Below are 14,647 nucleotides of genomic sequence, written 5' to 3' on the forward strand. Positions count from 1 at the left end.
CTCCGTTCGAAAGTCTCAGGGCTGCTCGATCTCGGGAGCGGGAAGCTGGGTCTCGTTGACCTCCACTTCGCCGCCTTCGTTGCCGGCGATGCCGTCGAAGAACCGGGCGATGGCCGCCTCCAGTTCGGCGATGGCAAAAGGCTGGCCGCTGGTCTTGTTCAGCGGCACGGCGTCGACCAGAAACCGGTCCCGCAGCAAGGTCTTGAACTGACCCGTGTTCATTTCCGGCACGAGCACATGGTCGAAGCCCGCCAGCAGTTCGCCGAGATTGCCGGGCAGCGGCCAGATGTGGCGAACCTGGGCATGGCTGACGGCGTACCCTTTCTTCCGCGCGCGGCGCACGGCCTGATGGATCGGCCCGAACGTGGAGCCCCAGCCGATGACGAGCAGCGTGCCCTGCGCTTCGCCCAGGCAGATTTCCTGAGGGGGAATGTCATCCACAATACCGTCGATCCGGGCCTTTCGCGCATCGGTCTGCGCCTGATGGACATCGGGAGCGTAATCGATGTTGCCGGTATCGACGGCCTTCTCGATGCCGCCGATGCGGTGCATGAGACCGGGCGTGCCCGGCCTGATCCACGGCCGCACGCCGCGCTCGTCGCGCTTGTAGGGCAGCACCCGCGACTCGCCGTTGGGCTCTTCCAGAAACGCCACGGGGAAAGACGTAAAGCCAGCCGGATCGGGGACTTTCCAAGGTTCGGAAGCATTGCCGATATAGCCGTCCGTCAGCAGGATGACCGGCGTCATGTAGCCGGTGGCGATGCGGCAGGCCTCGATCGCACATTCGAACGCGTCGGCCGGGGAGCAGGCCGCGATCACCGGCAGCGGCGCATCGCCGTTGCGCCCGTAGACCGCCTGGTAGAGATCGGACTGCTCGGTCTTGGTCGGCAAGCCCGTCGAAGGCCCGCCGCGCTGCGAGTTGACGATGACCAGAGGCAGTTCGGTCATCACCGCCAGCCCCATGGCCTCTCCTTTCAATGCGATTCCGGGCCCGGACGAGGACGTAACCCCCAATTGCCCGGCGTAACTCGCGCCGATGGCGGAGCAGATCGCGGCGATCTCGTCTTCGGCCTGGAAGGTGGTGACCCCGAACTCCTTCATCTTGACCAGATGGTGCAGGATCGCGGAGGCCGGCGTGATCGGATAGCCGCCGAAGAACATCGGCAGCCCGGCAAGCTGGCATCCCGCGACAAGGCCGAGGGAGATCGCCTCCGCGCCGGTGATCGTGCGGTAGAGCCCCGGCGCGCTCGGCACCGGGTCGATATGCTGGCGCTTCAGCGGACCGGCCAGTTCAGCCGTCTCACCGTAAGCATGCCCGGCATTGAGCGCGGCTATGTTGGCCTGCGCCAGGACCGGGTTTTTCGCGAACTTGGCGTTCAGCCAGTCGATCAGCGGCTGCCGGTCGCGGTCGAACATCCAGAGCGCCAGGCCGAGCGTCCACATGTTCTTGCAGCGCAGCGCTTCCTTGTTGCCCAGGCCGAAGGGCTTCACCGCCTCCAGCGTCAGCGCGGAAATGTCGAAGGCCAGCACGTCCCATCGCGCGAGGCTGCCATCCTCCAGTGGATTGGCCGCGTATTTCGCCTTCTCGAGGTTGCGCTTGCCGAATTCCCCAGTGTCTACGACGACCATGCCGCCGGGCTTGAGCGCATGGATATTGGTCTTGAGCGCGGCGGGGTTCATGGCGACGAGCACATCCGGCGCATCGCCCGCTGTGGTGATCTCACTGGAGCCGAAATTGATCTGAAAGGCAGAAACCCCGAACAACGTGCCTTGCGGGGCGCGGATTTCGGCCGGGAAGTCCGGGAAAGTCGCCAGGTCGTTTCCGGCCAGGGCGGTGGAGAGGGTAAACTGGCCTCCCGTCAACTGCATGCCATCGCCCGAGTCGCCGGCAAACCGCACGACCACGGCTTCCACCGGCGAAGCCTCAGCCTCAGGATCGCCCCCTTCCAGCGGCGCGCGTTGCCGCGCCGAATCGCCAACCGATGAGATCGTCGCCATCATCGTCTCTCCCGGGAAGGCCGGTCTGACGCCGGCAGCATTTGTTTCCCGTTCACCAGACTATGCTGGCTTACTATCGGTGCAAACCGGAAAAATGCCCGGCGCGGCAGACCGCGCGCGGCGGCGGATCAGATCCCGGATCGGGAGCCGATCATCGGTTAGCGGACTGGGAACCATAGATCGCGCTGGCATTGCGCGAGCGCTTGGGCCATTCTACGGCCATGCGCTCCGGTAATCCCGCCGCCGATTTCCGAACCTCGCTTCTCCCAACGATCATGGAATACCGTTCACCGATGAAAGACTTCGCGTCCCTGCCCTACCGCCCCTGCGTCGGCGTCATGCTCGTCAATTCCGACGGCAAGGTCTTCGTCGGCAAGCGGATCGACACCAAGGAAGGCGACTGGTGGCAGATGCCCCAAGGCGGCGTCGACGATGGCGAAGACCTCAAAGCCGCCGCCCTGCGGGAGCTTTGGGAGGAAACCGGCGCGACCGAACAGCACGTCACCATGCTGTCCCAGACCCGCGAAGAGCTGTTCTACGACTTGCCGGACGAACTCATCGGCAAGCTGTGGAAGGGCAAATACCGCGGCCAGCGCCAGACCTGGTTCCTCGCCCGATTCGACGGCAAGGACGCCGACATCGATCTCGAAGCCCATACGCCGGCAGAATTCGCCGACTGGAAATGGATCGAGCCGGAATTGCTGCCCGACCTGATCGTGCCGTTCAAGAAGCGCGTCTATCGCGCCGTTCTGGAAGAATTCCGCGCGCTGATCTGATTCGCGCGTCGATCGATCGGGCTGACCAGCCCGATCGAACCTGCTCCTGCCGAAAAATCAGTTTTCGGAAACGACCGGCTTGGGCGCCGTCGCTTCGGCAGTCATGACCCGAGTCGCGGGAACTTTGGCAATGGCGGCGGCGAGCTTTTCGGTTTCCGCGCAATCCTTGCCACAAAGCGTCTGGAGCCGCGCCAGGTTGCGGCTCGCCTTGTCGGTCGCGCCCTTTTCCGCCAACGCCATGCCTTCGCCCGCCAGAGCCGCGACATTGCGCGGATCGCTGGTCAGCGCGACGCGGTAGTAATGCAGCGCCTTGCCCTGAAGTCCCTGCTTGCGCGTGGCATCGGCCAGGGCCAGCAGGACGGGAACGCTGCCGGGTTCCACGGTGAGAGCGGCTTCATAGGCATCGATGGCGCCATTGACGTTGCCCGCGTCGACAGCAGCGCGCCCTTCGGCCATCAGAGTCGCAGCGCGGGGATCGAGCGCCGCGGCGGGCTCGGACAGGATGGCGCTGGAAGAGATGGCAACAACAAGGGATAGAGCAATCGCGGCAGGCGTGTAACGCATCAAAATGTCCTTGGCCGAGGGCTTCGTCCTCATCATGACGCCGACGCTATCACAGCCGTTCGAAGCGCGCGACGAAAAAGCCATCGGTCCCGTCGTGCCACGGCGACAGCCTCAGCCCGGCGCCGCGCCGGGTACCGACTGGCAGGACGGGCGCTGCCGCCTGCCATCCGGGATTGCGCTTCAGGAAGCCATCGGCCTGGTTTGCGCCTTCCTCGTCCAGCAGCGAACAAGTGACGAAGACCAGCCTTCCTCCCGGCCGTACCAGTTGCGCGGCCACGTCGAGCAGACGGGCCTGCACGGCCGTGTAACGGGCCAGCTGCGCTTCGGTGAGCCGCCAGCGCGCCTCGGGATTGCGGCGCCAGGTGCCGGTGCCCGAGCAGGGCGCGTCGACCATGACCGCATCCGCCGATTCCGCGAAGCGCTGGAGAGCCTGCATTTCCTTGTTGGGATCGAGAAGAACGGTCTCAATCCCGGTCGCCCCGGCGCGCTCGGCTCGCGGGGGCAGGCGCGAGAGGCGGGTCCGGTCGGCATCGCAGGCGATCAGAACGCCGCGATTTTCCATGGCCGCTGCCAGAGCCAGGGTCTTGCCCCCTGCCCCGGCGCAAAGATCGATCACCGTTTCGCCGGGCCTTGCGGCCACGACTTCGCAGGTCAGCTGCGAGCCGGTGTCCTGAACTTCGATGGCGCCCTGGAGATAGGCCTCGGTCTGCTCGATGCGGGTTTCGGGAGGATAGCGCCAGCCGTGGGCCGTTTCGGAGCGTTCCCCGCCCTCGGGAAGATCCAGGTCACCCTGGCGGAGCGTATTCACGCGGATGTCCAGCGAAGCGCGGCCCAGCAAGGCTGCCGCGTCGCGTTCGGAGACGCCGCTGCCGGCAAAGCGATCGACCAGCCAGCGCGGGGCGAGCCCGGCTTCGGCCACAGGCTCGTCTGCAGCGATAGCGGCGGGCGCATGTCCCTCGCCATCGAACAGCGCGGCCAGTTCCGGATCTTCGGCCGCGACGCGAAGCATGGCCGCGCGCCCGGACTCCGGAATCTCACCGCATACGCGTATCGCCCGATAGGCCAGTTCGCGCACGGCACGGCGATCCTTGCTGCCGGCAAAGCGGCGCGCGCGAAACCAGTCTGCGATCAGTCGGTCGGCTGGCGCTCCGCCGGCACGCGCGGCGTCGATCACGAGATCGAGGATCTCGATCGCCGCCTGAACGCGCGCGCCCGGTGTCATGCCCTTGTGCCGCCCTGCGCGATCAGCGCGACGGGTAGTTCGGCGCCTCACGCGTGATCGTCACGTCGTGGACGTGGCTCTCGCGCAGGCCGGCATTGGTGATGCGCACGAACTGCGCGCCCTTGCGCAGATCCTCGATCGTGGCCGAGCCGGTGTAGCCCATGGCCGCCTTCACGCCGCCGACGAGCTGGTGAATGACGTCCTTGGCGGGACCCTTGTAGGCAACCTGGCCTTCGATACCTTCGGGAACCAGCTTCATCTGGTCCTTGATGTCGCCCTGGAAATAGCGGTCGGCCGAACCCCGGCCCATCGCGCCCACCGAACCCATGCCGCGATACGACTTGTAGGCGCGGCCCTGGTAAAGGAACGTCTCGCCCGGCGCTTCCTCGGTGCCTGCCAGCATCGAGCCAACCATGATGGTCGAGGCACCGGCGGCCAGCGCCTTGGCAGCGTCGCCCGAAGTGCGCAGGCCGCCATCGGCGATCACCGGCACGCCCGACTTGTCGGCCTCTTCGGCGGCATCCATGATAGCGGTCAGCTGCGGCACGCCGACACCGGCGACGATGCGCGTGGTGCAGATCGAGCCCGGCCCGATGCCCACCTTCACGCAGTCCGCGCCCGCGTCGATCAGCGCACGCGCCGCTTCGGCGGTGGCGATGTTGCCGGCGATGACCTGGGCCGAGTTCGACAGCTTCTTCACGCGCTCGACCGCGAGCGCCACGTCCTTGTTATGGCCGTGGGCGGTGTCGATCACCACGACGTCGCACTCGGCGGCCAGCAGCGCCTCGGTGCGGGCGAAGCCCTTGTCGCCGACCGTGGTGGCGGCGGCGACGCGCAGGCGGCCGGCGGCGTCCTTGGTGGCGTCCGGGTAGGTGACGGCCTTTTCGATGTCCTTCACGGTGATGAGGCCGACGCAGCGGAAGTCGTTGTCGACCACCAGCAGCTTCTCGATCCGGCGGGCGTGCAGCAGGCGGCGCGCCTCGTCCTGATCGACGCCCAGCTTCACCGTGGCGAGATTCTCATGCGTCATCAGCTCACGCACCGGCTGCGCCGGGTTGGCGGCGAAGCGCACGTCGCGGTTGGTCAGGATACCGACCAGCTTGCCCGAATTCTCCACCACCGGGATGCCGCTGATCCGGTTTGCGAGCATGATGGCCTGCGCTTCCCCAAGCGTGGCATCGGGCGAAATCGTGATCGGGTTGACGACCATGCCGCTTTCGAAGCGCTTCACGGCACGGACCGCCGCGCACTGTTCTTCGATCGTGAGATTGCGGTGCAGCACCCCGATGCCGCCCAGCTGCGCCATGACGATGGCCATGTCGGCCTCGGTCACGGTGTCCATCGCGGACGAGATGACGGGGATGTTGAGCGCGATGTCGCGCGTGAGGCGGCTGCGGGTATCGGCCTGCGTCGGGACGATGTCGGACTTCGCGGGACGAAGCAGTACGTCGTCGAAAGTAAGTCCGAGCTGGATATCCATGAGCGCCACCATAACCTTTACCGGGGAGAATCGTGGCGGCCCATGTAATCAAAGGGGGGCGTCAGGGCTAGAGCCTTTTCAAGCGGGGCTTCGGGCCGGGACGAAACGGCTCACTTGCGCTTCTTCTCCCCGCCCGCGACGGGAGGCCCTACCGGATTGACCGGCACGCGGCGCAAATCGCCGAACCACCTGCCGAGCGCCGTCAGCATCTTCACGTCATCCACCGCCCCGCCCAGTTCGAGCGGATGATCCATATGCACCAGGTCGTCGCTGGGGCGGTGGTAGTCGCCGTCGAAAAAGGCGCGCATGCGGGCGATGTCGCCATAGGCCGTCGTCACCATGACCGCCGGAATGTCGTGCTGGATCAGGGCCCAGCCGTCCTGCCGCTTGAGGTATTCATTGGCGTCGTCGCCCGCGCGCAGCTTGAAGCGCTCTGCCTTGGCGACCTTGGCGATCTCCCCGTCCAGTGCCGTCATGCCCCGCCCGACGATGGCGAAGGGCGTGCCGCGCGGGGCAATGGCGATCGAGTCTATATTGAAGGCGGCAACGATGCGCTCGGGCGGCAGCGGCGGATTTTCCGCAAAGGCATGCGCGCCGAGCAGACCGAGTTCCTCGGCCGTGGTGGCCAGGAAATAGACGTCGCGATCGAGCTGTGGCCCGCGCGACAGGCGGCGTGCCACTTCGGTGAGCGCGGCCACGCCGCTGGCATTGTCGATCGCGCCGTTGCAGATCACGTCCTCGGCGGGTGCCTCGCCGCATTCGCCGAAGTGATCCCAATGCGCCAGGAACAGCACGGCACCCGAATCCGGTCTTCTGCCGGGCAGCTTGCCGATCAGGTTGTGGGTGTGGATCGTGGTTTCGCGGGTGGTCGCCTCCAGCGAGGCGGTAAGGTCCAGCGTCAGCGGCACGAAGTCCTCCTTCGCGGCAGCCGCTTCGAGACTGGCGAGCGAACGGGCGGTACCCTTGAGCAACGCCGCCATGGCCTCGCGCGTGATGAAGGCTTCCAGATCACCGCCCAGCGCATCGTCGGACAGGGCATAACCCGTGCGCTTGCGCCGCGCCGCGACCTGCTCGAGGCTGCGGTCCCCGTCGAGCACGGTCAGCACCGCCGAGGCGCCGAGCGCCAGCAGGTCGTTCTGCCGCTCTCCGTCGGGCGTGTCGCCATCGAGCACGACGGCGACGCGGCCCGCCAGTTCGTTGCGCGTATAGTCCCGGCCCCGCCCCTTGCCCAGGAACAGCATCGGCACATTGCGCACGAGGCTCCGCTTGCCCGAAGTCAGCACCAGCACGCCCTCGGGCGAAACGGTGCTGCGCGCGCCCTTGCGCAGGAAGCGCGCCATCGAAGAGGAAGGCTCCCGCGCGACAAGGGTGACCGGGGCGAACCATTCGTGACCCGGGTCGTTGGTGCCCGAAACCAGGCCAATGTCGAACCACTGCTTGCCGAGATAGCGCAAGGTTTTGGCCTCGCCGTCCGTGCCGGGCTCGCGGCCGTCGAAATCGTCGCTGGCCAGAACCTCGATATGGGCGCGTAGGCGCGAGGCCAATTCCTGGTCGGCGCGGGAGATCGCGGAAAGCAGAGGATTGCTGCTCAACAGCAGGGCGCCGAGCGCCACCGCGCCGGCCGCACGGGCCAGTGCCGCCCGATATCCCCTGTCGTATCCCCTGTTCATCGCGTCGCTGCCTATACGATGGAAATCGGCCGGCTGTTACATTTTCTCGCAAGTGTCCGAACAGGAAGACACTTTTGTGGCCGCAAGGCAACGCCGGAACAACTTGCCCGAAATTCGATTGAACAGGCCTTAGGCCTATGGCTAGTCTGGAGCGCCCTGCTCCGGATCTGCGTGCAAGGCGGCAGGCCTGTTCGGAAAGGATCACATACGATGCGGCTCGACGAGTTCGACCCTGACAATATCCGGGTCAGCCAGGGTGGTCGCAGCTTTCCAGGAGGACGCGGCGGCAAGATGGGCTGCGGCTCGCTGGTCATCGTGCTGATCGGCGCACTGGTCTTCGGGGTCGATCCCGGACAGATGCTCGGCACTTTGGACAGCGTCCAGCAGCAGCAGGCGCCCAGCCAGATCGAGCCCGGCCAGCCGAAGGATACGTCCTCCATCTGCCGTGAAAACGCCTATTCCCTGGAATCCTGCAACGCCCTGTCCTCGCTGAACAGCACCTGGCAGCCCATGTTCCAGAAGGCCAACGTCGCCTTCGACCAGCCAAACCTTCACTTCTACAACGGCTCCGACCAATCGGGCTGCGGCGCGGCGCAAAGCGCGATGGGCCCGTTCTACTGCCCCGCAGACCAGGGCATCTACATAGACACCAGCTTCTATGATGAACTCGACCGCAAGCTGGGCGCCAAGGGCGATTTCGCTCGGTACTACGTGGTCGCCCATGAGTACGGCCACCATATCCAGCACCTCCTCGGCCTCGATGCCCAGGTCCGCCGCGCCCAGCGCCAGAACCCGCAGCAGGCCAACGCCTTGCAAGTGGGCATGGAGCTTCAGGCCGATTGCTATGCGGGCGTCTGGGCAGGACGAAACAAGGACCGCATCGAGCCCGGCGACATGGAAGAAGGCCTCACCGCTGCCAGCGCCATTGGCGACGATACGCTGATGAAGAACGCCGGGCAGCGCGTAAGCCCCGAGAGCTTCACTCACGGCTCCAGCGCCCAGCGAATGCAGTGGCTGCGCCGCGGTCTGGAGACAGGGAACGAGGACGCCTGCGACACGTTCAACCAGAAGTAAGACGAACCGAGGCTGGCGTTTCCCTCCTTCCCCGTGGGTGCGACCGCGCCGCCCGGTGTAACAGGAGGAACCTATGCGCCCCATTCTGATCATGGCCGCCATGGCCGGAACGCTGGCGGCCGGCGCCGCCGAGGCGCGTCAGGACAAGCCGATCACCAGCAACGAACCCAGCGCGGTGGATATCGCCAAGACGCCGGTGACCGACCTGAATCTGGAAAAGACCGACATTCCCCCGGTCCTCATCACCGCCATCAAGAAGCCTTACGATCTCAGCGCCATGCGCTCCTGCAAGCAGATCGGCGCGGCGGTGACCGAGCTGGACGGCATCCTTGGCGACGACATCGACCTCCCGCAGGACGCACGCGACCGTGTCAGCACCGGCCGCATGGCGAAATGGGTCGTCAGCTCCTTCATCCCCTTCCGCGGTCTGATCCGCGAAATCTCCGGCGCCAACGCGCAGGAACGTGCGGTGCTGGCCGCAGTCCAGGCCGGCGTCGCCCGTCGCGGTTTCCTCAAGGGCGTAGGCGCCGAGCGTGGCTGCAAATATCCAGCCTCACCGGCCACGGCCGCGGTCATCCAGGCCAAGGAACTCAAGCAGCATCAGGAAGACGCCAGGAACGGCGACAAGAAGGATGCCGCGGCTGACGACAAGACGGCCGCAAAGGACGGTGTCGCCTACACGGCGCAGCCGGTGGTCCAGAAGGTTCCGTGAACCCGGAAACGGCGCAGCGGCGGCGGATGGCCCGTGAAGCCTCCGCCACCGGGCGTGTTCAATCCGCCTCGCCGATCATCCCGGCTCGGGTCGCGGCCATCTCCTTGTCGAGCTCCGCAACGATCTGATCGCGCACCATGGCGTCGAGCGCGCGGTTCGACGCCACCGAGGCACGCGCCGAAGACATGGCCTGGATCGCTGCATTCATCGCCTGGCGCGGCGCGCCGGTGCAGACGTGCTTGCTCGTCCCTTCCGGATTTCCGGCAGATGCCGGCTTGCGATCGGCCGGGCAGGTGCTGTCGATCGTGATCGTCTTCTGCACCTGGCGGCGACCGCCCTCTGTCTTGTGCAGGATGCGAATGGTCTGGATCCTGCCGTCGGCGCTGGTGGTCTGCTCCACCACCGGGACGTTGCGCATGCGTTCGGCCATCGCCGCCCGGTAGTCGCGCGTCGCGGCCCGGCGAACCGCGTCCATGCTCTCGTGCGAAGGCGGGGCGGGCGGGGCTGGAGAAACGGGCGGCGCAGGCGGCGCAGGCGGCACGTCCAGGCGGCCGAACTGCTGGGGCGCCGTTGCAGCGGACCAGGGGACCGGAGGGGCCTCCGGAACGCTCATGGTCTGCGGAGCGGGCGGCTGCGGCGGCTCGGGGGGGACCGGCCAAGCCTCGGCCTCGTGGGATGACGGCACAGCCGGCGCGGCGGGGACCACGGGCGCAGGCGCGTCTCCCCGAACGTAGAGCGTTTCCGTGGGCGCTTCCGGTACTACCGGCACGTCCTGGTCATCCATGGCCGCATAAGTGACGGTTGCCGTGCAAGGCACCGCGACGACCGCAAAAGCAAACAGGCTTCGCGCCATCACGCGCCGGGTCGGCGAGACGTCCATGGTGCTTAGCGCCTTGAGACGCTGGATGATCGGCTTCTCACCTGCCAGAGCCCCGGCGATCGGCGCGGCCAGTGTCAGGCGCGTACCTGCGGTGAACGATGCAATCACGCGGCCATAGCGCGCGCGAACTTCACGGTCGCACCCGGCCATGACACGCGCATCGCAGGCCGCTTCCTGGTCGGCGCGCAGCGCGCGCCAGGCGGCCCAACCCAGCGGATTGAACCAGTGCAGCGCGAAGAGCGGTTGCAGCACCATGAGCGCCAGAAGGTCGTTGCCGGCGTGATGCTCGAGTTCATGGGCAATGGCGAAATCGGAGCTTTCCGAATCGACCGTCGCCAGGAACCCTTCCGGGAGGGCCACGATCCGGTCCCGCACTCCGAACGCCAGCGGCGCGGCGGCGGCCGGGGTCTCGACGATGCGAATATCTCCGGCGTGGGCCACCTGGCGCGCATCGGTCAGCAGTTCCGCGCGCATCAGCCGATAGTTGCGAAACCGCTGCACCAGGAAGATCGCTGCGCCTGTCAGCCAGATCGCCAGCAACAGCGAAACCCAAGGGATCTGCGTGAGCACGCCGGGATCGACAGCGCCGGTTGTCGCATTGGAAACGGGCATGTCCAGCATCGTGGCAGCCGGATCGATCACCGGTGCCGGCATCATCGGTTGGGCTGCCGCCGTCACGGTCTCGATGGAGACCTCCGGCCGCGCGAATATGCTGCGCGGGAGGGCGAGCGGCGGCAAGACCAGCCGCAGCACCGGCAATGCCCAGAGTGCATAAGCGGCCGCGGGGCCGAACCAACGCGAAACCGGGCGGCGGACCAGCAGGACCAGTGCCATCAGCGCACCGGTCATCACAAGCGTATCGGTAAGCCATTGGATCATGACTTCAGCTCCTTCAACAGGGCTTCGATCTCGGCAATGTCATCTTCGGTCAGGGCGTCGGATTCGGCAAGATACGCGAAAAGCGGTGCGGCGCGGCCTCCGAACAGGCGGTCGACAAGGCGGCGGCTTTCGCTGCCGACATAGGATTCGCGGGCGACGCGGGGGGAGTAAAGAAAGCGCTTGCCGTCAGGCTCGGTGGCCAGAGCCTGCTTCGCCACGAGGCGGGACAGCAGCGTCTTGACGGTGGCCAGGCTCCAGCCTCGCGGGGTGCAGACCTGTTCGCATACTTCAGCTGCGGTAAGGGGGCTGCGCTGCCACAGCACCTCCATTACCGCATGTTCGGCATCCGAGATACGCTCGGGCTGTTCAGGGGACTCGGACACCGCGGCCTCCATCGTTTACATACGTAATCGACTACGTCTGTAAACATGAACGCCAGATGAACGCGTCAGCGCGACAACCTGCGGAGCGACATCGCCAGCATGATCAGGAAGACGCCGCGAACCACGAGGCTGATCATGATGATTACCGCCAGAAACGCCAGCCCGGTCGCCGGGTTGGAGAACAGCAGGATCAGGCCGAGCACCACGTCAAGCACGCCAAGGAACAGCCGCCAACCGCGATCCATCCGCGCCTTCAGCGCGAAGGCGATCTGGAATCCGCCTGAAATCACCAACCAGGCGCCGATCGCCCAGACCAGCGAAAGGGCGCCGGCGACGGGGTTGAGAATGGCGAAGATGCCTGCGATCAGCGCCAGAAGGCCAAGCAGGACTTCCACCCAGCGGGCGCGCTGCGACAGGGAGGTCCAACCGGAGGCAATCGCCGCAATCCCGTAGATCACCAGGACTACGCCGATGAGCAGTCCGGTCGCCACGCCCGCAACCAGCGGATTGGCAATGACGATCAGCGCGATCAGCAGCAGAAGCAGGCCGTAGGCTAACACCCAGCCCCATGCCTTCCCGCTGGCCTGGGCCAGAGTATTGACCAGGGGATCGTTCTCGACGTGCGGTTCGAGTAGCGGATCCATTTCGGTGCGAGTCATGCCCCTRCCTCCAGCGTTGTCAGGTATTCCCGCTGGACAATGCACGAAACCCGGTTCGGTTTCGGCACCAAGGTGCAATTGTGAACGCAAAAAGGGCGGCGCTCCTTCCGGCACGCCGCCCTTTACAAGTCATTCCGACGAAGCGGATCAGTACACGCGAGCCTTGGGCTTGATGTACTCGATGTCGTCAGTGAGCGTATATTCATGGACGGGACGGTAATCGAGACGGACTTCACCGCCCTTGCCGCCCCAACCGTTGAACCAGCCCACGGTGTGCTTCATCCAGTTCGCGTCGTCGCGGTTCGGGAAGTCCTCGTGCGCGTGAGCGCCGCGGCTTTCCTTGCGCGCCTGCGCGCCATGCAGCGTGACCGAAGCCTGCGAGATCAGGTTGTCCAGCTCCAGCGTTTCCACCAGGTCCGAGTTCCAGATCAGGCCGCGATCGGAGACCTTGATGTCCTGCATGCGGTCATAAGTCTTGGCGAGCTGGTTCTTGCCTTCGACCATGAGTTCGTCAGTGCGGAACACCGCGGCATGGCCCGACATCGTGCGCTGCATCWCGGTGCGGACTTCCGCCGTCGACGAACCGCCGTTGGCATTGCGGAAGTGGTCGAGACGGGTGAGCGCCAGATCCGCCGAATCCTTCGGCAGTTCCTGCTGAGCGGCGCCCGCCTTGACGATTTCCTTGAGGCGGTGGCCGGTGGCGCGGCCGAAGACCACGAGATCGATCAGCGAGTTCGAGCCCAGGCGGTTGGCGCCGTGGACGGAGACGCAGGCCGCCTCGCCCACCGCGAAGAGACCCGGCACCACGGTATCCGGATTGCCGTCCGGACCGATGGTGACGACTTCGCCGTGATAGTTACAGGGAATGCCGCCCATGTTGTAGTGCACGGTCGGCACGACCGGCAGCGGCTGGCGGGTAAGGTCCACGCCTGCGAAGATCTTGCCGCTTTCGGTGATGCCCGGCAGACGCTCCGCCAGCACCTTGGGATCGATGTGATCGAGGTGCAGGTAGATATGGTCCTTGTGCGGGCCGACGCCGCGGCCTTCGCGGATTTCCAGCGCCATCGATCGCGAGACGACGTCGCGCGAGGCGAGGTCCTTCGCGGAAGGCGCATAACGCTCCATGAAGCGCTCACCTTCGGAGTTGGTGAGGTAGCCACCCTCGCCGCGCGCGCCTTCGGTGATCAGCACGCCCGCGCCGTAGATGCCGGTGGGGTGGAACTGCACGAATTCCATGTCCTGCAGGGGCAGGCCGGCGCGCAGCACCATGCCGCCGCCGTCGCCGGTGCAGGTATGGGCCGAAGTGGCGGTGAAGTAGCTGCGCCCGTAGCCGCCGGTGGCAAGCACGACGGCCTGCGAGCGGAAGCGGTGGATCGAGCCGTCATCCATGCAGAGCGCGATCACGCCGACGCACTTGCCGCCGTCCATGATCAGGTCGATCGCGAAGTATTCGATGAAGAAGTCCGCATCGTACTTCAGCGACTGCTGGTAGAGCGCGTGCAGCATGGCATGGCCGGTACGATCCGCGGCGGCGCAAGTGCGCTGCACCGGCGGGCCTTCGCCCATGTTCTGCATGTGACCGCCGAACGGGCGCTGGTAGATCGTACCGTCGGCATTGCGGCTGAAGGGCACGCCGGCGTGCTCGAGTTCGTAGACCGCAGCCGGAGCTTCGCGCACCATGTATTCGATGGCGTCCTGGTCGCCCAGCCAGTCCGATCCCTTGACGGTATCGTACATGTGCCAGGTCCAGTGGTCCGGCGTGTTGTTCTGCAGCGAGGCGGCAATGCCGCCCTGCGCCGCAACGGTGTGCGAGCGGGTGGGGAACACCTTGGTGATGCACGCGGTCTTCAGGCCGGCTTCGGCCGAGCCCATCGTGGCGCGCAGACCCGAGCCACCGGCGCCGACGACGACGGTGTCATAGATGTGGTCGATGATCTTGTAGGCAGGGGCGGACATCAATGGGCTCCCAGCGCGAGGCGGATGACGCAGAACGCGCCGAAGGCGATGCCGCCGCAGGCAGCAAGGTTCAGCGCGGCAATGCAGGCGAACTTGTTGGCGTGATCGTGGACATAGTCCTCGACAAGAACCTGGAGACCGATGCGCGCGTGCCAGAACGTCGTGACGACGAGCAGGATCATCATCACGGCCGGGACCGGGCGCGCCATCCATTCCGCGACCGACGCATAGGTCAGGTCAGGAAGGAGAAGGATCGAGACGGCCAGAAACAGCACCGAAAGCAGGTTGCCGATGGCGGTGAAGCGTTGCATCAGCCAGTGATGAACGCCGGTCTTCGCCGAGCCGAGGCCGCGAACGCGGCCGATGGAAGTTCCGTTACCCATGTTTCCCGTTC

Annotated in this window: 13 protein-coding genes; 3 read left to right on the forward strand and 10 right to left on the reverse strand. The window is 66.0% G+C overall.

What is annotated here, in order from left to right; all coding sequences use genetic code 11:
• Nucleotides 1-15: 15 nt before the first annotated feature.
• Nucleotides 16-1,998: a 2-oxoacid:acceptor oxidoreductase subunit alpha gene (locus AB4Z00_RS13015; protein ID WP_442046267.1), complete on the reverse strand. Its 1,983-nt coding sequence runs from the start codon at nt 1,996-1,998 to the stop codon at nt 16-18.
• A 293-nt stretch (nt 1,999-2,291) separates the two neighbouring features.
• On the opposite strand from AB4Z00_RS13015, the gene AB4Z00_RS13020 reads away from it, so the two are divergent.
• Nucleotides 2,292-2,774 (forward strand): RNA pyrophosphohydrolase, encoded by a 483-nt coding sequence (locus AB4Z00_RS13020; protein ID WP_132264212.1) that lies wholly within the window; start codon nt 2,292-2,294, stop codon nt 2,772-2,774.
• Between the two features lie 57 nt (nt 2,775-2,831).
• Here the strand turns inward: AB4Z00_RS13020 and AB4Z00_RS13025 are convergent, their stop codons facing one another.
• From AB4Z00_RS13025 to AB4Z00_RS13040, 4 genes are all read right to left on the reverse strand, one after another.
• Nucleotides 2,832-3,374, reverse strand: a complete 543-nt coding sequence (locus AB4Z00_RS13025; RefSeq protein ID WP_132263758.1) for a tetratricopeptide repeat protein — start codon at nt 3,372-3,374, stop codon at nt 2,832-2,834.
• Between the two features lie 13 nt (nt 3,375-3,387).
• On the reverse strand, nt 3,388-4,560 hold the full coding sequence (locus AB4Z00_RS13030; RefSeq protein WP_442046268.1) for an RsmB/NOP family class I SAM-dependent RNA methyltransferase: 1,173 nt from the start codon (nt 4,558-4,560) through the stop codon (nt 3,388-3,390).
• A 22-nt stretch (nt 4,561-4,582) separates the two neighbouring features.
• On the reverse strand, nt 4,583-6,040 hold the full coding sequence (gene guaB, locus AB4Z00_RS13035) for an IMP dehydrogenase (RefSeq protein ID WP_132263761.1): 1,458 nt from the start codon (nt 6,038-6,040) through the stop codon (nt 4,583-4,585).
• Between the two features lie 110 nt (nt 6,041-6,150).
• The gene (locus AB4Z00_RS13040) at nt 6,151-7,710 is read right to left on the reverse strand and encodes a M28 family peptidase (RefSeq protein ID WP_442046269.1); all 1,560 of its coding nucleotides are present in this window, start codon (nt 7,708-7,710) and stop codon (nt 6,151-6,153) included.
• A gap of 210 nt (nt 7,711-7,920) precedes the next feature.
• Here AB4Z00_RS13040 and ypfJ point away from each other — a divergent pair, with 210 nt between their 5' ends.
• Together ypfJ and AB4Z00_RS13050 are read left to right on the forward strand one after the other, a co-directional pair.
• Nucleotides 7,921-8,784: a KPN_02809 family neutral zinc metallopeptidase gene (ypfJ, locus tag AB4Z00_RS13045; RefSeq protein WP_442046270.1), complete on the forward strand. Its 864-nt coding sequence runs from the start codon at nt 7,921-7,923 to the stop codon at nt 8,782-8,784.
• 73 nt (nt 8,785-8,857) lie between these two features.
• Nucleotides 8,858-9,496, forward strand: coding sequence for a hypothetical protein (locus tag AB4Z00_RS13050; protein ID WP_243654104.1), 639 nt, complete (start codon nt 8,858-8,860; stop codon nt 9,494-9,496).
• 58 nt (nt 9,497-9,554) lie between these two features.
• On the opposite strand, the gene AB4Z00_RS13055 is transcribed toward AB4Z00_RS13050, so the two are convergent.
• The 5 genes from AB4Z00_RS13055 to sdhD all read right to left on the reverse strand — a co-directional run bounded on the left by AB4Z00_RS13055 (nt 9,555) and on the right by sdhD (nt 14,636).
• On the reverse strand, nt 9,555-11,255 hold the full coding sequence (locus tag AB4Z00_RS13055; protein WP_442046271.1) for a M56 family metallopeptidase: 1,701 nt from the start codon (nt 11,253-11,255) through the stop codon (nt 9,555-9,557).
• A complete protein-coding gene (locus AB4Z00_RS13060) occupies nt 11,252-11,650 on the reverse strand; it encodes a BlaI/MecI/CopY family transcriptional regulator (protein WP_442046272.1) in 399 nt (132 codons plus the stop codon). Before AB4Z00_RS13060 ends, AB4Z00_RS13055 begins: the two co-directional genes overlap by 4 nt.
• 53 nt (nt 11,651-11,703) lie before the next feature.
• Complete coding sequence (locus tag AB4Z00_RS13065; RefSeq protein ID WP_442046273.1) at nt 11,704-12,297, reverse strand: HdeD family acid-resistance protein; 594 nt, start codon at nt 12,295-12,297, stop codon at nt 11,704-11,706.
• A gap of 147 nt (nt 12,298-12,444) precedes the next feature.
• On the reverse strand, nt 12,445-14,253 hold the full coding sequence (gene sdhA, locus AB4Z00_RS13070; protein WP_442046274.1) for a succinate dehydrogenase flavoprotein subunit: 1,809 nt from the start codon (nt 14,251-14,253) through the stop codon (nt 12,445-12,447).
• Entirely contained in the window at nt 14,253-14,636 is a 384-nt protein-coding gene (gene sdhD / locus AB4Z00_RS13075) for a succinate dehydrogenase, hydrophobic membrane anchor protein (RefSeq protein WP_132263773.1), read from the reverse strand. Before sdhD ends, sdhA begins: the two co-directional genes overlap by 1 nt.
• Nucleotides 14,637-14,647 lie beyond the last annotated feature (11 nt).

It is taken from the genome of Novosphingobium sp. YAF33 (assembly GCF_052113265.1).
Classification (GTDB): domain Bacteria; phylum Pseudomonadota; class Alphaproteobacteria; order Sphingomonadales; family Sphingomonadaceae; genus Novosphingobium.